Below are 21,513 nucleotides of genomic sequence, written 5' to 3' on the forward strand. Positions count from 1 at the left end.
TATCCTGCCCGCAGAACCGGCACCCTCACCACGCGTGCCGGGCGGGCTAGCTGCGGCAGTTGGACGCCACGTAGTCCTGCACCCGTTCGAACGCCTCGACCATCGCCTCGGTATCGAGCCCTTCCTGCGCACCGCCGACGGCCGAGCTCACGGCCGGCCCGTCGTTCGGCTTCACCTTCTCGATGTTGTTGGCCACCGTCGAGTAGTAGGTGAAGGCGACCGCCCAGTCCTTCGCGATGGGCTCCGGCGGAGTCACGCCCTCCATCGCGTTGCGGGCGTTGATGAACCCCCGGCGCAGCGTCTCGGGCTGGTCCGCGACCATCGCCGACTGCGCGTTGGCGGCCTGGGTCCACGCCATCTGCGTCTGTGCGCACGACGCCGCGTCCGCCGCCGAGATCACGCCGTCCTCCTGGAAGAAGGTCATCCCCCAGCCGGTGCCGAGGCCCAGCACCGCAGCGGTCACGCCGGCCAGCGCGAGCACGAGGGGCCGGTCGAGCACCTTGGGCAGCCCGCGGCGGAGCGTCTTCCTGATGCGCTTCTGCTGTGCGGTACTGGGGGCGGAGATGCGGCTTCTGGTGCGCTTCTGGCCGGCCGTCCGGGACTCGGGGCGGCTCGGCGCGTCGGGCTCGCTCGGCAGGTCGGCTCCGGCCGGGCCGGGCTGATCCGGCGGCTCGGGCTCGCCGGTCAGGTCGGGCAGCGCGGGCGGCGTGCCGTCCGGCAGCGGATCGGACGGGACGACGGCGGGCAGCGGCGCGGACGGGGCAGCGTCGGCCACCGGACCGATGTTCAGCGGGAATCCACCTGCCGGAGTCGGCGCGGTCTCGCTCTTGGGCGCAGCCGACGCGGCGGCCTTGGCTGCCCTGCCCTTCGACCTGGACCTGCCAGACTTGCCGGACCTGCCGCCCTTCCCGCCGGTGTTCTTGCCGCGGCCACGGGGCACGGTCGGCTCCGCACCCGTCACGGAACCCCACGGGTTGGCGTCGCCGTCGCCGTCCGCCACGGCGGGCGTCGGCACCGGCCCCCAGGGGGAGCTGCCCGCCTCGTCGGCCGGGGCCGGGTCGGGGGAGGCGCCGGTCGCGCCGCTGCCCCAGGGACTGGGCGCCGGCTCCTTCTCCGTCAGGCCCTCGGCCCACTCGAGAGCGCTGGCGCTGGGCGCCTGCTCCCCGGCCGCGAGACTCTCCGCCCAGGTGAGCGCATTGGTTGCGGGGGGACCACCAGCGCGAGACGCAGCACGACCGCCCCGCGAGCCCTTGCGCCGTGTCGCACTCATAGCCGCGAACTTTACCCGCAAATCCCACGAGGACAGGAGGGGCGATCGTGTGATAGGTGGCGAACTGCGGGTGAAGTTGCTACCCGCTCAGGTAGGTGATGCTCGCCCAGAACACCACGAGCACGACGGCGACGATTCCGATGGCGAGCGACGCCAGGCCCCAGTTGCGCGCGCGCCGTGACGCTTTGCGCGCCTTGTCGTGCTCCTGCGCCTTCCACAGGTAATTGACCCGCAGCGCGTTCACCAGGGCGACGATTCCGGTGGGCCAGAAGCAGAAGATGGTCACCAGAACGGCGAACCCGAGATACGACCGCGGTGGGTACTGCAGCTGCGCCGGATAGGTGTGGACGTTCACGCTGACGGGCGAGCGTGAGCCGCCCGGCACGCCGGGCGGCACGGCGGAGCTGCTCATGGACGTCTCCCTCACCTACGTAAAGGGAGAACTTAGTCCAATTTCGGCAATTTGTTGAATGCGCAGGTCAGCCAGGGATCTTGCGGAGCACCTCGCGGTAGAAATGCACTCCGCGGCCCAGGGAATCGACGCTCAGATGCTCGCCGACACCATGGATCGACTGCCGTTGCGCGCGCGACAAAGCAAACGGGCTGAACCGGTAGACGTGGTCGGTGATGGGGGTGAAGGTCCGTGCGTCGGTCGCCGCGGGCAGCACGCAGGGGACCACCACCGCATCGGGGTACGACGCACCGATCGCCTCGCCGATCAGCGCGAACTGCTGGCTGTCCGTGGGCGATACCTCGCTGGGCTCGCTGCGCTCCACGACCTCGAGCTCCACCCTCTTGTCGCGCACGTCGCGGCGCAGCCGTGCCACGGTCCGGTCCACCGTCTCCCCGAGCGCCACCCGGACGTCCAGGCGGGCTCGGGCCGACGACGCCGCCGAGTTCGCCCCGGCGCTGCCCTCGAGCTCGGTGACCGCGACGGTGGTGCGGACCAGCGCCGAGGCCTCCGGGCCACCGTTGGCCAGCATCCAGGCGGCGAGCTTGCGGAACGGGCCGGAGGCGAGCCTCGTCGCCAGCCGGAGGCCCAGGCCCTTGCCACCGGCGGCGCTCGGCGCGATCCGCTCCAGCATCTCGACCGTGGGCGGGTTGATCCTCGCCGCGGAGCGGCTCCGGCTCACCCGGGTCACCGCGCGGGCGAGCCGAGCCGTGGCGGACCGCCCGCCCGGCGTCGTGGCGTGGCCACCCACGCCGGTGGTGCACAGGTTCACCCCGAGCAGGCCCTTCTCCGCGACGCCGACCATGGCGGCCTGCCGGTCCACTCCGGGGAAGGCGTCGGTCACCACACCACCGCCCTCGTCGAGCACCAGCCAGGGCCGCACCCCCAGCTCGTACAACCGCCGGACGGCGATCTCGGCCGACCCGCCCGCCGTCTCCTCGTCCGCGCCGAAGAACAGCCAGACGTCGCGCTCCGGCACGAAGCCGTCACCGAGCAGGGTCTCGACGGCGTCGAGCACCGCGACGAGCCCGCCCTTGTCGTCGAGCGTGCCCCGACCGTGCACCGCCCCGTTCCGGATCTCGCCCGAGAACGGGTCGTCGGGCCAGGCGGCGACCTGGACGGGCGCCACGTCCTGGTGCGCGACGAGGACGACCGGGAACGGGTGCAGCACGTCCTGCCGCCCCCGGCCCGGCCACCGGTAGAGCAGCCCGTGGTCGCCCGCCGGCTCGCTCTGCAGGGCGTGCACGCGGGGGTAGAAGGCAGCGAGCGCGGCCCGGTGGCGGGCGAACGCCTCGTGGTCGAGGCCCTGCGGATCCCAGGACGACACCGTGGGGATCTGCACGAGCGAGGACAGGTGCCCGGCCGCGATGTGTCCCGCCGAGGCGTGCCGCTCGCCGTACGGTTCCGCGGGGGCGAAGGCGGACCCGTCCGGTTGGTCACGGAGCACGGCGTCCGGTGCACCCGGCTGCTCGGAGACCGGCCGGTCCTTGTTCCGCTCCGCTCCCGCCACGGGAATCGGCGCGGGTGTTGGCTCGGCGGTCGGTGACGCGGCGGGCTGGACTGCGGCCTTCGCGATCATCTCGGCCGTGACCTGAGGGATGGCCTCGGTCGGGTCGGTGTCGGCACTCACGGGACCTTCTCCTGCTCCGGGTCTCCCACGAGGGGGGCTCCTGCGTCGGGGCTCTCGTCGGCACCCGCGGACCGCGGAGCGTTCGGGAGCACAACACCGCAGACGATAGCGCTCGCACGTGGATTTCCACATACCCCGGGTCATGCTGGTCACCGCCGCGCGGAGCCCTCCGGGGAGGTCACCGAGCAGCCCAGTGGATGGCCGTCGCCGCCTGGCTCAGGCCACCTCGAGGGTGGGTACGGAAGAAGACCGACGTGCCGAACACGAACGCCCGCGCCTGTCCCATTTTGCCGGATACGGCAGCAGCCTGCCCGATGGCGGCGCGGCGCCCGGGACCCGTGACCGGGGCACCCCCGCGCTCGGAGCCCGTCCGGGGCCAGTGACCGGCCAGGAAGGCGCCGTAGGTCAGCTCCGCCGCCGTGCCCGTCCCCAGGTCCGTGAACCAGACCGCCGGGTAGACGAAGCCCTGGCGCTGCGGGTGGTCGTCCAGCACGTCGCCGGGGGTCCCGGTGGCGATGATGCCGTTGCCCGCCGGATCGCCCGTCACCGCGGTACCGCTGACCAGCCCGTACGCCTCCGCGGCCGCGAACGCGCCGGCCCCCCGCCCGACGATGGCGCCGCCGTCGCGCACCCAGGAGCGGACGCGGGCGTCGCCCGCCGAGCCCGGTGGCAGGTCGAGGGACGAACCCACCCACAGCACGTCGGCGCCCTCCAGTCCCGTGGCATTACCGGCGGCGGCATCCGCAGCGATGCCCCGCGCGGAGACCGGCACCAGGTCGTCGAACCCGAGCGCCAGCAGCGACAACCGGTCGTCCTGGTTACCCGCATACGCGATGGTCAGGTCCTTGGCCGGCTCCGCGAGCCGGTACTCCGCACGCGAGGCGGTCGTGAAGCCGATGCGGTACGTGGCGGCGGCCTCCCGGGCCGCCCGCAGTCCGCGTGGCCCGACGACACCGCGGCCGTCCTCCGTCAGCCGCACCGGCACGTCCTGCCCCAGGAGGTCGTTCAGAGCGCGGTGGTCCCGGAGTCCGGCCACGTCGAAGGCGGCGTAGCGGGCTCCGGGCGGGACGCTCCCGCGCGGGGCACGGCCCACCGGGGCCGTGCGGCCGATCGCGCGGTCCGTGGTGGAGCCCACCCGCTCCACCGTCGCGCCCCAGAGGTAGCCGGGCGACCACGCCGAGATGTCGTACATGGCGGGCACCTCGGCCGAGATGTCCGCGCCGAGGGCGAGCAGCGAGCTCGCCAGCCCGCGCAACGGCTGGTGCAGGTCCACCACGTACGACCCCGCCGGGTACGTCGCGCCGTCGACCCGGGCCGGCGCCACCAGCCGCTCCACCTCGATGCCGTGGAACATCAGCGCGTCCACCAGGTCCTCGGCGTCGCTCGACGACCGCTGGCGTGAGCCGGCCGGGACCACGTACGCGCGCGGCAGACGCACTGCGCCCTGGTCGTGAGCCGCGTCCCAGAGCGGCTTCCACTCGTCGGGGCCGGGGACCTCTCCGACGTTCTCGGTCGTCAGCGGCACCTTGGGGGCGCCGGCCAGGCCGCGGCGGAACAGCTCGACCTGGTCGGCGAGCATCGCGTCCGAGTGGGTGTGGACGTAGTCGATCATCGACGTCATCGTCGTGACCGCCACCTCGGTGTTCACGCCGGCGTCCGCCCGCGTGGTGGTCCGGCCCGTCGGTCCGAGCGGCAGCTCGACCGTGCTGGCCACGGCACCGTGGAGCGACGCGTACTGCGCGGTGAAGACGGGCGGGTAGTCGTCCCAGCCCGACGGCGTGTCCCGGTACGGGATCTTGACGGACCGCGTGTTCCTCGCGACCACGGCGCCGGTGTCGCGGTCGTAATAGGTGTTCCCGTCGATCTCGGCGGCGACAACGTCCTCCTCCGCCTGGCGCGCGATCGCGTAGGCGTGCGGGAGGAACAGGTCGTACTCGTAGTTCTCGCCGTGGGGCGGGCCGGCCGGCTCGATCTGCAGCACGTCCGTGTAGCCGTGGAAGTCAGCGGTGAACAGCGGCTGCACCGCCCGCAAGGTGCGCACGTACGAGCGCGCCTCCGGCGTGGCGAGCGTGACCATGTCGCGGTTCGCGTCCAGGCCCAGGGACGTCGAGCGGGTCGCGTGGGTGCGGCCGTCAGGATTGAGCGTCAGGCTGAAGGCGATCCGGTGCCGTTCCAGCAGGTGCTTCGTGACGTCGTCGTCCGTGGTGGCCAGGCGCTCGATGACCCGCAGCGCGGCGTCCGTACCCTCCCACTCGTCGCCGTGGATGTTCGCACTCATCCAGATCGGCGTCTTGTACCCCGACCGGAGGTCGCGGTCGCGCGCGGCGCGCTGCGGCCGCTCCTTGATCTCCGCCCGCCACGCCGCCTGCTGGGCGGTCTCGGACCGTCGCTCCGGCGCGGTCACCGTGACCAGGTACAGATCGCGGCCCTCCGTCGACCGGCCCACCACCTGTGTCGACACGCGGTCGCTCCGCTCCATCAGCCGCGTCAGGCGTGGTGCGAGGTCGGCGTGGCCGACCGTCCCGTTCCGCTCGGTGGCGTCCGCGTCGTTCCGGGGGAAGACGCGCAGGTTCGGCTGGTGCGGGTATGACGCCGGCATGCGCACGTCGGCACCCCCGCGCGGCGTCAGGGGCCCCGGCGGCTCGACGAGCTGGTCCTGCTCGCCCGCCGCCGGGTCGGCGAGCACGTCCGCCTCGACACCACGGCCCAGGCCGGCCGTCGCCACCCCCGCGACGGTTCGCCCGTCCACGGGCGCGCCGGAGGGCTGCGCGGCGGCGGGCGCGGTCAGCGAGGCCGCGGCGAGCGCGACGCCGGTCAGCGCCGCACCGGTCAGCGCGGCGAGCGAACGAGTACGAACGAGCAAAGGTCTCTCCCCAGCGGCAAGTCGGCCAATTCTGGCGCACGATCCGGGCCGAGGGGAACGCCGGACGGCGACCTCACCGGCGGACGGCAATACCGTTGACCGGGCGGACGCCCGGCGGTGCACTGAGCGTATGACGACAGAACGCTGGACCTCCGCCACCGTCTACCCCGACATGTGGACGGACCCGGACGACGACCCGCGCCAGGCGCTGGCGAAGCCGGTCGGGGAGAAGGAGACGTACTGGAACTACCTCAAGCAGTACCGGATCACGCTGGAGATGAAGTGCGAAGGGCTCGACGCCGAGCAGCTCGCCCGGCGGTCCGTCCCGCCGTCGACCATGTCGCTGCTCGGGCTGGTGCGACACCTCGCGCACGTCGAGCAGAGCTGGTTCCGCCGCATCCTCCAGGGCCAGGCGGACACGCCCCGGCTGTTCGGCAAGTCGAAGGAGCACCCGGACGCCGACTTCGACGGTGTCGTCGCCGACCCCGCCGTCGTCGAGGAGGCCTGGGCGACCTGGCGCCGCGAGGTGGCGGCGGCCGACCAGTGGTTGGCCGCGCTGCCCGAGGCGGACCTGGGCCGGACGGTCCTGCGCGGCACGGACGAGATCCCGATCCGCGACATCCTGGTCCACCTGATCGAGGAGTACGCCCGCCATGTCGGGCACGCCGACCTGCTGCGCGAGTGCCTGGACGGGCGGGTGGGCCAGTAGACCCGCCGCGACAGCACCGTGGCGAGACGGAACGGGAGGTCCCGTTTCGTCCCGCCACGGTGCTACCTCGGTGTCAGACGATCGCTTCCGCGCGGTCCTGCTCCGCCTGCTGCTCCGCGTCGACGCGCGAGGCGCGCATGCGGGACCAGATCACGGCACCGAACGCCACGGCCGCCGCCAGGAGGGCGATGCCGATGCGCAGCGCGTGGTTGGCGTCGGCCGGCACGCTCATCGCCACCACCGCGGGTGCGATGAGCAGGGCCACGAGGTTCATGACCTTGATGAGCGGGTTGATCGCCGGACCGGCCGTGTCCTTGAACGGGTCACCGACGGTGTCGCCGATGACCGTGGCGGCGTGGGCGTCAGACCCCTTGCCGCCGTACTTCCCGTCCTCGACGATCTTCTTCGCGTTGTCCCAGGCCCCGCCCGAGTTGGCCAGGAAGATCGCCATGAGCACGCCGGCCCCGATGGCACCGGCCAGGAAGCCGGCCAGCGGCCCGACGCCGAGCCCGAAACCGACCGCGATGGGCGCGAACGCCGCCAGCAGACCCGGCGTGATGAGCTCGCGCAGCGAGTCCCTCGTGCAGATGTCGACGACCTTGCCGTACTCGGGGCGCTCGTCGTACGTCATGATGCCGGGGTGCTCGCGGAACTGGCGACGCACCTCGAACACGATGGCGCCCGCGGCGCGCGTCACGGCGTCGATCGCGAGCCCGGAGAACAGGAACACGGTCGCACCACCGAGGATGACGCCCACCAGGGTGACCGGCGAGATGATCTCGTAGCTGAGCATCGAGGTCACGAGCCCGGTGCCGGCGTCGCCGACCTGGGCGAGGGCGTGCGAGACGGCGTCGGCGTACGAGCCGAACAGCGCCGTGGCGGCGAGCACGGCCGTCGCGATCGCGATGCCCTTGGTGATGGCCTTGGTCGTGTTGCCGACGGCGTCCAGGTCGGTGAGGATCTGCGCGCCCTCCTCGTCGACGTCGCCGGACATCTCGGCGATCCCCTGGGCGTTGTCGCTGACCGGACCGAACGTGTCCATCGCGACGATGACGCCGACCGTCGTGAGAAGGCCGCAGCCCGCGAGGGCGACGAGGAACAGTGCGAGGGGCACGGAACCGCCGGCCAGCAGGAACACGCCGCAGATCGCGGCGGCGATGATGCCCGCCGTGTACACGGCCGACTCGAAGCCCACGCCGATACCGGAGAGGACGACGGTCGCCGCCCCCGTCCGGGAGGTCGCGGCCACGTGCAGCGTCGGCTTCTTGTCCGTGCCGGTGAAGTAGCCGGTCACCCAGAGGATCACGCCGGCGAGCACCACGCCGATGAGGACGGCGAGCGCGGACACGACACGTGGGTCGGCGGTCACGGTGGAGAGGTCCGCGGTGCCCGTCAGCTGGTCGAACGACGACGGCAGGTAGGCGAAGGCCGCGATGCCGGCCAGCACGGCGCCGACGATGGCGGAGACGTAGAACCCGCGGTTGATCGCGGTGAGGCCGCTCTCGGACCCGCGGACCCGGGTGATGAACACCCCGAGCAGCGCGACGAACGCGCCGACCGCCGTGACGATGAGCGGGAAGACGAGACCCTGCTCGCCCATCGCGGCCTTGCCGAGGATCAGGGCGGCCACGAGGGTCACGGCGTAGGACTCGAAGAGGTCGGCGGCCATACCGGCGCAGTCGCCCACGTTGTCGCCCACGTTGTCCGCGATGGTGGCCGCGTTGCGGGGGTCGTCCTCCGGGATGCCCTGCTCGACCTTGCCGACCAGGTCGGCGCCGACGTCGGCGGCCTTGGTGAAGATTCCGCCGCCGACCCGCATGAACATGGCGAGCAGCGCGGCGCCGAAGCCGAAGCCCTCGAGCACGGCCGGCGCGTCGACGTCGTACACGAGAACCACGAGCGCGGCGCCGAGCAGACCGAGACCCACCACGGACATGCCGACGACACCGCCGGTGCGGAAGGCGATCCGGGCGCCTTCGGCCCGCCCGCCGGGACGGGTGGCGGCCGCGGCGACGCGGACGTTCGCCCGCACCGCGAGCCACATGCCCAGGTAGCCGATCGCGGCGGAGAAGCCGGCACCGAACACGAACGCGATGGAGCGTCCGATCCGCACGCCGCTCTCGCCCGGCAGCAGGAAGAGCAGTCCGAACACGACGAGGGCGAAGAGCACCAGCGTGCGGAACTGTCGTTTCAGGTAGGCGGATGCGCCCTCCTGCACTGCCTGGCCGATGTCCTGCATCTTGGCGGTTCCATCAGGTGCCGCGAGCACCTGGCGACGCAGCACGAACGCACACCCGAGTGCGGCAACCGCGATGACGGCGATCACCGCCACGGTGGTGTAGCTGCCTGCGCCGAAAACAATGCCGTCTTCGAGCATTCGTCCTCCTCGACGAGCTCCGGGGAAGGTCCCCCCCAGAAAGTGTCTTGCCCTGCACGGGGTTGACCCGGGCAAGGCCTATGCACCCCGCCGGCAACGTCGATGGCGGGAAGAGACCAGAGTCTACCCACATGTGACGACAGTCACTATCTGGATCCGGTCGCGCACTCTTTGGATCTGGTCGCGCCTAGAGAAACCGATTCGAATGCATCTATTGCGGCCCGGCGCTGTCCGTGAGGTCCCGGATCTCCTGGAGCAGCCGCGCGGCGTCCGTGAGGTCGGGCAGCACCACGTCCGCACCCGCCGCGGCGAGCCGGTCCGCGGGCGTCGTGCCCGAGGCGACCGCGATCACGTGCGCACCGCCCTGGAGCCCGGTGCGCACGTCCTCCAGCGAGTCGCCGACGATGACCGTGTTGCTCGCGTCGAACGTGCTGTCGTACCGGTCGCCCGCCCGGCGCTGGGCGATCGCCACGAGGGCCGGCCGGTGCGCGTCGTCGGACGAGTACCCGCCCAGCGCGGCGTGCACGTAGCGGTCCATGCCGAAGGCACGGAGCTTGATCAGGGCGTTCGCCTCGAGGTTGCCCGTCACGACGGTCGGCACCAGGTCCGGCTCGGCCGCGACGGCCTTGAGCGCCTGCATGGCGCCGGGAAGCACGGAGCCGAGGCGCCGTACGTTCTCGGCGTGCGCCGCGAAGCGCAGCGGCACCGCCTCGAGCATGCGCGGCAGCAGCTCGGCCGCCTCGCGCTCGCCCACCCCGTTGTCCTCCAGCAGCCCCCGGATGGCCAGCGGCATGGTCACACCGGTGCCCTTCGCCGGGAGGCGTTCGGCGGGTCGACCCACGACCTCGGCGAACGCCTCCCGGTATGCCGTCCGGTCCACCTCCCCGACGTAGACGAGCGTCCGGTCGATGTCCCAGAGCACGAGGGCCCTGGCGGCACCGCGGGAGGTGACCGGTGCGGTCACGACGCCAGTGCCGCGATCCGCTCGGTCAGCACCCGGGCGCCCACCCCGGACCGTCGCGACGACCCGCCCCGCCGGAGATCGGCCGACAGGTCTCGCAGGTGCTCCCGCAGCCGTGCGGACTGCACGGTCTCCGCGATGCTCACGGCCTCGTCGCCCGTGGCGCAGGCCGCGTCGAGGTCTCCCGCCCTGGCGTGCGCCTGCGCCGCCCGGCTCAGGAACAGCCCGTGCGTCCGGCGCTCCCCCGCGCGCTCCGCCTGGATCGCGTGCGCGAAGCTCTCGACGGCTCGCGCCGTGTTGCCGAGCGCGAGGTGCGCCGATCCGGACTGCCCGTGGATCTCGCCCTCGTTCATCCAGTACAGCCAGTGCGGGTCGTCCTCGCCCCGGCCCCGGGCACACAGCTCCGAGGCCTCGCCGAGGGCCCGGCGCGCCGCCTCGCCCTCGCCGGCGGCGGCGTGGCCGCGCGCCTGGCGGGTGAGCAGCGTCGCCGACAGGTGCGGCGCGTCGAGACGCGCGATCCGACGGCGACCGGCCTCGGCGGCACGGACCGCATCCCGCGGGTCGCCGCTGGAGTACCCGTGGATGGCGAGGTACGAGAGCGCACCGGCGCCGAGCCGGTCGTCCGCCGCCGCGTGCGCGGCGCGCAGGCCGGCGAGCATGTAGGCGCGGGCCGCGTCCGCGCGGCCCGCGTCGAACGCGAACCAGCCGGCCTGCGTGGCGGTGTCGGCGGCGACCGCGGTCAGTCGGCGGCCCGTCACCTCGTCGTACGTGCTGCGCTCCAGGACCCGGACCACCAGGGCGAGGTGGGCGCGGGCCAGATCCGCCACCGCACCGCTGCCCGATCCCTTGTCCATGACCCGCAGCTCGTCCAGCGTGCCCTGCAGGTGCCCGCAGAGCTCGTGCGAGACGCGGGTGCCCGCGGTGGCGCGGCGCAACGGCTCGGCCTGCTCGGCGTCCCAGCGCTGGATCATCGAGTTCAGCGCGATGCCGGATGCCGGACGGGGGGTGTCGGTCCCTGCCGCGTCGCTCATCGCCGTCGCCGACACGGGGCCGTTGGCGTCCGTGGGCAGCCAGTCGGCCGTGTTGTCGGCGACGTGCGCCAGACGGAGCGCGGTCAGCATGCGGTCCGCCGTCCACGGCAGCGTGGGGTCCGGGGCCGTGGGCGTCACCGGCTCCGGTGCCGCCTGCTGGCCGGACGTGGCGGCGCGCGCCGGAGCGGCGTCGGGCAGCGGGCTGATGCCCGGGAGCGGGAGACGGACCAGGTCCGGTGGCGTGCCCAGCCCGGTGAGGAACTGGACCACGCGGGAGACGTCGGTCAGACGGCGGTCACCGCACTCGAGCATCGACAGGTACGACTGGCTGAGCCCGGTCAGGGCCGCCACGTCCTCCTGACGCAGGGGGACGAGCTGGCGCACCATGCGGCTGACCTGACCGAAGTCCCAGTCGGCGAGCGCAGACCGGACCGCTTCGTCCTGCCAGACCCGCGTCGGCACGCTGGGGAGGGAGACAACTGGAACTGACTCGGTGCGCCGACATGCGGCGCACCGCGCTTCGGAGTTGTAACGGCTGAGTACACAACCGCATCGGGCACAAGTGCGAACGGTGGCACGAGGCAACGGGGGCTCCTGAGGTCCGGCATTTCTCTTTTGCCGAGTTCACGGCTCGGATGACCACAGTGGTATCACCCCCCTGAGGTCCATGCATCCGGACGGTACTAGGTATTTTCTTCCAGACCGATGGACAACCTAGATCGTACGTTTTCGCAGGTCAGCCCTGATCTTTTTTGGACAAACGTCCAACTAGCGCCCGAATTGCACCTATATTAGACCAGGACACAACCAACGAAACATGCATAAGCGCAGGTCACTCCGATTAGCGGCGCATCCACCCGGTTCCGGGAGGATTCGACGATTCAGCGAGCGAGAACGGCCGCCATGGCACGGGCGAGGAACCACGGGTCGACGACGGCGGTGAGCTCGCGGGCCGAGTGCATCGACAAAATTGGCACCCCGACGTCCACGGTGCGGATGCCCAGACGGGTCGCGGAGATCGGTCCGATCGTCGAACCGCAGGGCAGCACGTTGTTGGAGACGAACTCCTGGGTCGGCACCCCCGCCGTCGCGCAGGCGACGCTCCACGCGGCCGCGCCGTGCGCGTCGGTGGCATAGCGCTGGTTCGCGTTGATCTTGAGGATGGGGCCGCCGCCGGCCACCGGGTGGTTGGCGGGGTCGTGCCGCTCGGCGTAGTTCGGGTGCACGGCGTGCCCGACGTCGGACGACACGTGCAGCGACGCGGCGTACGCGCGCGCCCGCTCGTCCGCCGTGGCCCCCAGGGCGGTCGAGACGCGCACCAGCACCTCCTCGAGGAACGGGCCGGCCGCGCCCGAGCGGGACGCGCTGCCGATCTCCTCGTGGTCGAAGGCCGCGAACATCTGGATCGACGCCGTCCCCGCCGCCGGGGCCGTCTGCGCCCGCAGGAGGGCCGTCAGCCCCGCGTGGGTGGAGAGCAGGTTGTCCAGCCGCGCCGACGCGAGCAGCGCCTGACCGGCGCCGAAGGCGCGGGCGGGCTGCGTGTCGGCCAGCACCACGTCGTACCCGCCGATCGTGGCCGGGTCGACGCCGGCGTCCGCCGCGAGCGCCGCGAGGACGTCGGCGCTCTCCGCGTCCCCGAGCCCCCAGACGGGCTGGGTGTGGCGCTGCTTGTCCAGGGTCAGCCCGTTGTCGTTGACGCCGCGGTCCAGGTGGATCGCGAGCTGCGGGATGCGCAGCATCGGGCCGGTACGGACGAGGTGCTCGGTGCCGTCGTGCGTGACGATCCGCCCGGCCAGCTCCAGCTCGCGGTCGAGCCAGGAGTTGAGCAGCGGCCCGCCGTACACCTCGACGCCGGCCTGCCACCAGCCCCCCGCGCCGTGGGTGGTCGGCTTCGGCTTGAGCTTGAAGCCCGTGGAGTCGGTGTGGGCGCCCACGATGGTGAACGCGGTGGTCGGGCCGGCTGCGTCGGGCACGACGAACGCGATGACCGAGCCGTCCCGGACCACCACGTAGCGCCCGCCCTGGGTCACGGGCCAGGCGGCGTCCTCGGCGAGGCGGGTGAAACCTGCCGCTTCGGCGCGCCGGGCTGCCTCCTCTGCCGCATGGTAGGACGACGGCGATGCCGCAACGAAGGCGCCGAGGTCAGCGGCGTGCTCGCGGGCCGCCTCCGGGACGACAGTGGGCTGGACGGGGTCGACGGGCCGGGCGGGAGATGTCTGGGCAGTCACCGAGCCATTATGTCGCCCCGCCGGCTGAGCCCCTCAGCCGGTCGAGAGGCTCAGCCGGTCAGGAGGCTCAGCCGGCGAGAGCCAGGCGGACGTAGGCGAGCGCGACGCCGCCGGGCACGTCCGTGAGCTCGACACCGGTGGGGCTGCCCAGGACCGCCGGGTGCGTGTAGCCCCACGGCCCGTCCGTGCTGTCGTGCCCGTCGCACGGGATCTCGCCGGTGACCTCGCCCCACGCGCCGACCAGCCGGTACGCGACCTTGTCGTCCGGGTCGGACGACGTGCAGCGCGCCTGGAGCTCGTACCGCTCACCCTCCACCAGGTCGGCCGCGGGCCGGACGACCCGATAGGTGTCGCGCCGCTCCCACTGGCCGGTGCGGTCGACCACCACGCTGCCGAGCGCGTGCTCGGAGAGCAGCGTCTGGTCGGGGTTCCCCGGCAGGTCGAACGGCACGGGCGCCTCCTGGCCGCCCGGTGCCCACCGCGGCTCGCCGTCCACGATCGTCGCCGGCAGCGGGTCGCCCGCCACGAGCGTGCCCGACGAGTACTCGACGGTCATCGGGTAGACGTCGTAGGCGCCGTCGGCGAGCCACTGCTCGGCTCCTTCGGGCGCACAGGACGACGTCCTGTCCTCATGGGCCTGCGGCCCGCTGTCCTCGTGTGCGAGGTCCATGGGGTACTCGTCCCAGCCGCCGAGGTCGACGACCGTGCCGTCCTGGTCGACCCAGACGAACGTGGGCGAGTTCAGGTCGTCTTCCGGCGCGTCGGCGCCCGCGGCGTCGGCCGCCCGCAACGGCAGGGCGGAGTAGGTGGACCACGCGCCCTCGTAGTGCACGGACTCGGTGCTCAGGTCGCCGGTTGCAGCCAGTCGCACCTCCTCGGCGAAGCCGAGGTCGGCAATGTTCGCCCCGCACTCCAGACCGGTACCGGCCAGCAGCTCCGGCTGGTCCGCGCCGGACGCCGGGCGCTCCGCCGTCGGCTGCTCCGACCAGGCAGGCAGTGCCGCGGGCAGACCGGCCGCCGCGAACTGCGTCGTGCCCAGGACGGATCCGACGATCACGGCCAGCACACCGCCGCCGACGGCGGCTGTCCGCACCGTCCGGAGTCGGCGTGCCGCAGCGGGCGCCGTCGTCGTCGAACCTGCCGGACCCATCCTGCCGTCGTGCTGACCGTGGTTGTCGTCGTAGCTCATGTGGCCTCCTTGGTGTGACCGGCACCGCCGATCGCGTCCGCCAGTGTTGCCCTGGCTTTCACCCCCTAGGACGCCCGATGCCTCCGGACCGTTGGGTAACGTCTCGGATCCGGCGCGCTTCCCCGACAAGTCCGCGAGGTGGCGCGCCGACGCTGCGTTCCCGCTGCAGAGCGACGCGCCACCTCGCGGGCATCGTGGATCAGTCGCCGGCGGAGTAGTACAGCCAGTCACCCGCCAGGTTCATGCCGACCTGCGGACCCTGGTAGCCGTCCGCCCGCTGGGCGTCGGCCTCCTCAGCCGAGAGCAGTCCGGCGGCGACCACCTCGGCCCAGGCCTCGTCCGAGTCGCGGAACTCCTCGGTCGCGACGCGGGGCCAGACCACGGTCGCGTCGGCGGTGCCCTCGTCGACGATCGCTGCCGCGGTGCCGGTCAGCAGCGCGGCGAGCGTCCGGTAGTGCTCCGTGCCGGGCTCCTCGGGCAGGGCGAAGGTCTGCTCCGGGGTCTCGGCGCCGGACATCAGCTCCGTCCCGTAGTCCTCCGCGAACGCGACGAGGGCATCGGTGTCGCAGTCCGTCGCCGCGAGCACGATGGACCCGGCGGTGGCCGCAGTGCTCCCGGTCAGCGAGCTGCCGGGGACGAACTCCGGCTCGAAGCCGCTCGCCGAGCACTCGCCAGCGGCTTCCCCGCCGACCGGTGCTTCCGGCTGGAGGGACACCCAGAGCCGAGAGACGCCGTCGGGCACCTCGGACAGGCGGATGTCGATGGCCTCACCACCACTCTGCGGGACTTCGACGGCCGACCCTGCCTCGAACCCGTCACAGCTGATCGTGGTGCCCCCGATCTTCTCGCCCGTGGAAGGCAGGACCAGCTCCGCCTCGAAGGCGGCCTCCGGATCCCCGCCCGCACACTGGCCGGTGATCAGCATCCGGGTGTCCGACAAGTACCCGCGCTGGGTCAGCTCCGCAGCAGTCCACTCCGTGCCGCGGTCCAGCTCGAACCGCGAGACCTCACCCTTGACCGGCTCAGGGAACTCGACGGCCGATCCGCCGTCGCGCGGATCGCCCCGGCCGTGCGCGCCCTCGGCGTCGATCCGCACCGGCACCGGCTCGCTCACCACCGTGGACAGGTCCCCCGAGGCTGCCTGCGGGAACGCGACCACCCGCACCTCGTAGTCCCCCTCGGGCAGCGGTGCCCGGTAGGTCGCCTCGGCGCCGCTCGATGTCGGCGCGCACGTCGACCCCGAGCTCCCCGCGGCAGCGACGGCGTCGGGGCCACCGCCCAGGAGCGGAGCGGACAGTCGGCCTGGCGCCTCGAAGACGTCGGGCCCCAGGTCCAGCACCACGCCGTCCCGGCTCCACACCAGCACCGGGGCCGCGTCGAGCGCGCCCTGACCCTCGTGGAGCGTCGACGCCATACCCCACGACGTCGTCGGTTCGCCCCCCAGGTCGGCCGTCCGGGCGTAGAGGTCGCCTGCCGCCTCCACCGACCAGCCGGGCGCCGTCGACTCCAGGTCGGCCACCGGCATGCCGCACGTCAGGTCGCTCCAGTCCAGCCACGGCGGCTGGTAGCCGTCCCGCAGCTCGAACTCCGCTGTGGACGCCGGCGCGCCCGGCAGCAGCACTTCCTGTTCCGGGGGCGCGAGCTGCCCCGCCCCGAGCACCAGCGCGCCCGCCAGCGCGAACGCGCCACCGCCGATCCCGCCCAGCTTCGCCGTCCGACGCCGCCGCACCCGCCTGCTCATCGCCGTCAGGGTCGCGGCCGGACCGGTGGGCGATGCGGGGTCGATCCCGCCGGCCATCGCGCCGAACGTCTGCTTCAGGAGCCCGGCCTCCGCCGGATCCACCCAGCCGTGATCCTGACCCGTGCCGTCGTCGTGCCGGTTCATCGCAATACTCCCTCTGCCGTGGCCGTTCCGGCCGGTTCCAGCACGTCCCGCAGGACCCGCAGCGCGTCATGCAGGTGGCGCTTGACGGTGCCCGGGGCGTTCCCGAGCGTCTCCGCCACCTGCTCGATGGTCATGTCCTCGAAGTAGCGCAGCACCACGCACGCCCGCTGCCGGGGCGAGAGCCGGGCCAGAGCCTGGACGACGTCCGCGCGGGCCGTGACGCCCGAGTCGGGAAAGCGCACCCGGTCGTCCGTGGCGACCCGTGGCTCGATGACGGCCCACTTCTTCTTGCGGCGCCAACCGTCCAGGTACAGGTTCAGCACCGTGCGCCGGACGTAGGCCTCCGCGAACTCGACGGCCCGGCCGTCGACCCAGCGGTCGGTCCGACGCTCCGGGCCGTCCAGCGGCACGGCGCGCATGCCCGGCGTCGCCCGGTCCCGCCGTCCCTCCGGCCGCACCAGACGGGAGCAGTACTTGACCAACGCCTCCTGCACCAGGTCCTCGGCCTGCCGGATGTCGCCGCACAGCGTGTACGCGTATCCGACGAGCACGCCGCCACGCCGCGCGACGAGCGTCTCCAGGTCTTCGTGCCAGCCCATTGCCGGCTCCTTCCTGCTGTCTTGAACGTACCGACGAACCAACCCGCCGCCAGGTTGGGGGCCGACCAGCACTGAATGTCTCCGGGAGTGCGGCCTTGCCCGGACGGCTGTGTCGGTGGCCGTGGGCTGACCCCCGTTCAGCAGGCGCCATGCGACCGTTATCGGGTGGGTTATGGCTCGGCAGAGCCTGCTGAACACAAGTCAGCCCACCCGGGGAGCCTGCGGTTAGGGGACTTGGCGGCATCTTGGTGGGGCAGGAGGGGGACATGGCAAGCATCGTGGGCAGGGACGCGGATGCGGCGGACGACATCGGGCGACCCGCCGCGGCATACCCCCGCCGGTTCCGCGCCGCCGAGGCGCGCGGGGTCCGGATCGGCCGGCCGCTGCGCCTGCTCGGGCGGACGGAGCGGGAGATCGACGAGGCGCTGCTGGACCGGATCGGCCGCGCCTTCCTCGAGGAGGACGACGCCGGGGCCGCACTCGCCGCTGCCATGCGGCTGCCGGCCGGGACGCCGGGGCGGGTGACGCACCGGCAGCTCCGGGAAGCGCTGGCGAGTCCGGCCAGGGAGGCTACGCGGACGCGGGAGCGAGGGCGGCCCGCCGAGCGCGAGTTCGGCCGGATGCACAGTGAGTTCGGTGCTGAGGGTGAGTTCGGCCAGTTGCACGATGCTGAGGATGAGTTCGGTCGGATGCACGGGGCTGAGCATGAGTTCGGTCGGATGGGACGAGATCGGTCCATTAACCGACCGATCTCATACCAACCGACCGAACTCAGCGCGCAGCCTCAGCAACCGACCGAACTCAGCGCGGAGCCCCAGCACGTGACCGAGCGGCCGCGCGCCCCCGACGCGCTGCGCCGCTTCCTCGACGAGGTCACCACCGTGCCCGCCTGGGTGGACTGGGACCTCGTCGAGGCCGGCGCCGCCGTGCAGCGCCGCCTGGGTCAGAACGAGGCCGACGTGCTGCTGCAGCTCTCACTGGTCGGCGGGTACCGGTTCGGCGGCCCGACGGACGTGCTCGCGGCGACCGGTGCACTGACCGGCAGCACACTGCGGCGGCTCGCGGAGACCCAGGAGTGGACGATCGCGCTGTCCGAGCCCGGAGCGCTCCGGCCCTACGGCACCGCCTGGCGGGCCACCGCGCACGTCCGGGCGATGCACGCCCTCGTCAACGCGTCGCTCCTCGGCCGTCGGGAACCTGACGGCACGGAAGCTGACGACACGGATCCTCGCTCCACGAAACGTGGCTCCACGAAACCCGACGGCGCAGATCCTGCCTCCACGGAACCTGTCGGCACCGGCCCCGACCGCACACCTCCCGACGGCTGGGACATCGCGCACTGGGGACTGCCGATCAACCAGGCGGACCAGGCCGCGACGCTCGGGCTGTTCGACGGCACCCTGATCCTGGGTTGTCGGGCGCTCGGGGTGCCCATCCCGCCGTCGGACAGCCGGGCCCTGATGCACCTGTGGAAGTGGGTGGGGCACCTGCTGGGGGTGCACCCCGACTTCCTGGTCGACGACGAGTGGGCACGGCACCGGCTCAACTACCACGTGCTGCTCGCGCAGGACGGCATCTCGGAGGCAGGGCCGCGCCTCGCCCAGGCACTGGTCGCGGCGCAGGCCGACCGGACCTACCGCGGACCGTCCTGGTGGCAGCCCTGGCGGGCCCGGTTCGAGCGGGAGCGGCTGCTGTCGATGCTGACCGCGTTCCTCGGGGTGCGGAGCATGCGCGAGCTCGGCCTGCCGCTGCGCCCGCCGTGGGCGCACGCGTACCTGCTGCCGCTCAACGTGTGGCGGTACCACGTGCTCGGCCGCGGCCGGCGAGGCCGCGAGCGCCTCGACCGGTGGGGCCGACGCCGGAGCGACGCGATCCTCGCGACCTACCGGTCAGACCCCCGCTGACGTGTCAGGCGCTCAGGTCACCAGGGTGACCCGAGCGTCTGACACGTCAGGCGTCGCTGGGTTCGTAGTACCGCCAGATGCCGGAGCCGTCGATGCCGATCACCATCCCCGTGTACCCGAACATCTCGTCCGCCCGCTGCGTGTCAGCCTCCGCCTGCGTGAGCAGGCCCGCGGACACGACCTCCGCCCAGGCCTCGTCCGAGTCGCGGAACTCCGGGGTCGAGACCCGTGGCCAGACGATCGTCCCGTTCCCTGCATCCCCGCCGCTCACGACGCCGCCGGTGCCGGCCAGGAGCCGGACCACCCTCTCGTACGGCAACGTGTCGACCTCTGGCAGGCCGAAGACCTGCTCCGGCGTCTCCGTGGTGAACATGAGCTGCGTGCCGTGCTCGGTCGCCAGCTCGATCAGCTGTTCGGAGTCGCACGCCTTCGCCGCCGCCACGAGGGTCTGGGCCGTCTCGCCGGCAGCCGCGCTCGGCGTGCTCGCCGGGTCGTACTCCAGGTCGAGGCTGCTCGCGGAGCACTCGCCCGCGGCCTCACCAGCGTCGCCACCGCCCGGGGCGAGAACCGCCCAGAGCCGGGCGACACCGTCGGGCACGCTTCCGAGCCGGAGGTCCAGGGCCGCCTCGCTACCGCCGAGGTCGCCCAGGGAGACCTCCGTCTCGGCACCGTCGCAGGTGATCTCGCCGCTGTCGAGCACCTCGCTGGTGGTGGGCAGCACCACCTCGAACGGAACGGTGTCCGCGGGGTCCGCGCTCTCGCACCGGGCGGTGACCGACAGCGCACCACCCCCCAGGTCGTAGTCCCGCTGCGTCATCTCCGCGGTGACCCACTCCGTGGTCCGGTCGAGGACCATTCGCGTCAGCTCGCCGTCGGCCGGCGCCGGGGGCTCGATGGTGGCCTCGCCACCCCGCGTCCCCGTCACGGTGTGTGCGCCCTCCGCGTCGAGACGAACCGCCACCGGCTGGCTGACCACCGTCGTGTCCCACTGGCCCGAGGGCGTCTCCGGGAAGGCGACGACCCGTACCTGGTACTCCCCCTCGGGAAGCGGCGTCTCGTAGCGGTCGCCGGCCTCACCGTCGGTGGGCGCGCACGTCGTCATCGCGCCGCCCTGAGCCTCGATGGCCTCTTGACCGCCGCCGATGAGCGGCTCTCGCTGCTCCGGACTCTCGAAGGTGTTCGTCCCGAGGTCCACCACCACGCCGTCCTGGCTCCACACCAGGACCGGCGGCACGTCGAGCGACCCGTCTCCCGGCTCCACGGTCGCCGCCATGCCCCACGACGGTTCACCCTGGTCGAACGTCCGGCCATAGATGTCCCCGGACGATGCGATCGACCAGCCGCTCGCCGTCGTCCCCAGGTCGTCCGCGGGCATGCCGCACGTCAGGCCCATCCCGTCGAGCCAGGACGGCACATGCCCGTCCCGGATGACGCTCGTGGCGGGCGGCCCGGTCGGACCCGGCTCCGGGGCCTGGCTCGGCGACCCGCTCGGGGAGGGAGTAGCACTCTCGGACTGTCCCGGGGGCACCGGCCCGGCACGGTCCAGCAGCGGCCCTTGCGTCACGCCGAAGGCCAGCACGCCCACCAGGGCGAGGCTCGCACCGGCGAGGCCACCGATCTTGGCGGCCCGACGGCGCCGTACGCGGTCCCTGACCACTCCGAACGAGACGTTCAGGTCGTCCACCTCCCCACCGGGCATCTGGTCGGCTGCGCCATGGAGTGCGCCGCTCAGGAAGTCGTTGTCGTTGTTCCAGCTGTCGTTCCGATCGATGCTGCTCATCGGGCGGCCCTCCCTTCGGCAGGACGGAAGTCGTCGGGGCGCAGGAACTCCTGCATGTGCTTGGTGGCGTCGGACAGGTAGCGCTTGACCGTGCCCTGGGCGGTGCCCAGGGACTCCGCGATCTGCGGCACCGTCATGTCCTCGAAGTAGCGGAGCACCACGCAGGCGCGCTCGCGGGCACCGAGCTGCGCCAGCGCCGCCATCACGTCGACGCGCGCGGAGGCGGCCTGGTCGGCGCCCCGGGTACTGGCGTCGTCGGCCAGGAGGTGCTTGATCCCGGACCAGCGCTGCCGCTTCCGGTAGCCGTCCAGGTAGATGGTCAGGACCGCGCGCCGCACGTAGCCCTCGGCGTTCGTGAACGGGGAGTCGAGGTCGTGGGCGGTGCTTCCGTCGGCCACACCCACCGATCCGGACCGACCGGGGCGACCGCGCAGCCGCGAGTAGACCTTCACCAGGGCGTCCTGGACCAGGTCCTCGGCGAGCGCGCGGTCCCCCGAGAGCATGTAGGCATAGCGGACGAGCGCGCTGCCGCGCACCCGCATGAGCTCATCGAGCTCGTTCTCCCATCCCGCCATGGCCACCTCCCGGATGCGTGTGTGCTGTCATCGTCTCCACAACCACCATGACGCGCACCGG

At 72.6% G+C, this 21,513-nt stretch carries 15 protein-coding genes; 2 read left to right on the forward strand and 13 right to left on the reverse strand.

The annotated features are described in order from the left end of the window. Positions 1-46: 46 nt before the first annotated feature. The 4 genes from ACFSL2_RS15270 to ACFSL2_RS15285 form a co-directional block, all read right to left on the reverse strand. Positions 47-1,270 (reverse strand): hypothetical protein, encoded by a 1,224-nt coding sequence (locus tag ACFSL2_RS15270; protein WP_377198681.1) that lies wholly within the window; start codon positions 1,268-1,270, stop codon positions 47-49. Between the two features lie 79 nt (positions 1,271-1,349). Continuing rightward, entirely contained in the window at positions 1,350-1,682 is a 333-nt protein-coding gene (locus ACFSL2_RS15275) for a CD225/dispanin family protein (protein WP_377198682.1), read from the reverse strand. Positions 1,683-1,749: 67 nt separating this feature from the next. Next, positions 1,750-3,351 (reverse strand): M20/M25/M40 family metallo-hydrolase, encoded by a 1,602-nt coding sequence (locus ACFSL2_RS15280; protein ID WP_377198683.1) that lies wholly within the window; start codon positions 3,349-3,351, stop codon positions 1,750-1,752. 178 nt (positions 3,352-3,529) lie between these two features. Next, positions 3,530-6,214, reverse strand: a complete 2,685-nt coding sequence (locus ACFSL2_RS15285; protein WP_377198684.1) for a M14 family zinc carboxypeptidase — start codon at positions 6,212-6,214, stop codon at positions 3,530-3,532. A 130-nt stretch (positions 6,215-6,344) separates the two neighbouring features. On the opposite strand from ACFSL2_RS15285, the gene ACFSL2_RS15290 reads away from it, so the two are divergent. Beyond that, entirely contained in the window at positions 6,345-6,923 is a 579-nt protein-coding gene (locus tag ACFSL2_RS15290; protein WP_377198685.1) for a DinB family protein, read from the forward strand. A gap of 73 nt (positions 6,924-6,996) precedes the next feature. Here the strand turns inward: ACFSL2_RS15290 and ACFSL2_RS15295 are convergent, their stop codons facing one another. The 7 genes from ACFSL2_RS15295 to ACFSL2_RS15325 all read right to left on the reverse strand — a co-directional run bounded on the left by ACFSL2_RS15295 (position 6,997) and on the right by ACFSL2_RS15325 (position 17,193). Continuing rightward, positions 6,997-9,300 (reverse strand): sodium-translocating pyrophosphatase, encoded by a 2,304-nt coding sequence (locus tag ACFSL2_RS15295; RefSeq protein WP_377198686.1) that lies wholly within the window; start codon positions 9,298-9,300, stop codon positions 6,997-6,999. A gap of 211 nt (positions 9,301-9,511) precedes the next feature. Further along, a complete protein-coding gene (locus tag ACFSL2_RS15300; RefSeq protein WP_377198687.1) occupies positions 9,512-10,264 on the reverse strand; it encodes an HAD family hydrolase in 753 nt (250 codons plus the stop codon). Next, the gene (locus tag ACFSL2_RS15305) at positions 10,261-11,754 is read right to left on the reverse strand and encodes a helix-turn-helix domain-containing protein (protein ID WP_377198688.1); all 1,494 of its coding nucleotides are present in this window, start codon (positions 11,752-11,754) and stop codon (positions 10,261-10,263) included. The genes ACFSL2_RS15300 and ACFSL2_RS15305 overlap by 4 nt, the downstream gene beginning before the upstream one ends. A 419-nt stretch (positions 11,755-12,173) precedes the next feature. Beyond that, a complete protein-coding gene (locus ACFSL2_RS15310; RefSeq protein WP_377198689.1) occupies positions 12,174-13,520 on the reverse strand; it encodes a M18 family aminopeptidase in 1,347 nt (448 codons plus the stop codon). A 67-nt stretch (positions 13,521-13,587) separates the two neighbouring features. Next, positions 13,588-14,709, reverse strand: a complete 1,122-nt coding sequence (locus ACFSL2_RS15315; RefSeq protein WP_377198690.1) for a hypothetical protein — start codon at positions 14,707-14,709, stop codon at positions 13,588-13,590. A gap of 199 nt (positions 14,710-14,908) precedes the next feature. After that, entirely contained in the window at positions 14,909-16,594 is a 1,686-nt protein-coding gene (locus ACFSL2_RS15320; protein WP_377198691.1) for a hypothetical protein, read from the reverse strand. Next, positions 16,591-17,193 carry a sigma-70 family RNA polymerase sigma factor gene (locus tag ACFSL2_RS15325; protein WP_377198692.1) on the reverse strand — a complete coding sequence of 201 codons (603 nt, stop codon included), beginning with the start codon at positions 17,191-17,193 and terminating at the stop codon, positions 16,591-16,593. Before ACFSL2_RS15325 ends, ACFSL2_RS15320 begins: the two co-directional genes overlap by 4 nt. 266 nt (positions 17,194-17,459) lie before the next feature. Between ACFSL2_RS15325 and ACFSL2_RS15330 the strand changes: the two genes are divergently transcribed. Next, positions 17,460-19,097, forward strand: a complete 1,638-nt coding sequence (locus ACFSL2_RS15330) for an oxygenase MpaB family protein (protein WP_377198693.1) — start codon at positions 17,460-17,462, stop codon at positions 19,095-19,097. A gap of 46 nt (positions 19,098-19,143) precedes the next feature. Here the strand turns inward: ACFSL2_RS15330 and ACFSL2_RS15335 are convergent, their stop codons facing one another. Both ACFSL2_RS15335 and ACFSL2_RS15340 read right to left on the reverse strand, forming a co-directional pair. Beyond that, positions 19,144-20,877 (reverse strand): hypothetical protein, encoded by a 1,734-nt coding sequence (locus ACFSL2_RS15335; protein WP_377198694.1) that lies wholly within the window; start codon positions 20,875-20,877, stop codon positions 19,144-19,146. Next, a complete protein-coding gene (locus tag ACFSL2_RS15340) occupies positions 20,874-21,452 on the reverse strand; it encodes an RNA polymerase sigma factor (RefSeq protein WP_377198695.1) in 579 nt (192 codons plus the stop codon). Before ACFSL2_RS15340 ends, ACFSL2_RS15335 begins: the two co-directional genes overlap by 4 nt. Between the last annotated feature and the right edge of the window lie 61 nt (positions 21,453-21,513).

Source organism: Promicromonospora aerolata (genome assembly GCF_042682255.1).
Taxonomy (GTDB): Bacteria; Actinomycetota; Actinomycetes; order Actinomycetales; family Cellulomonadaceae; genus Promicromonospora; species Promicromonospora aerolata.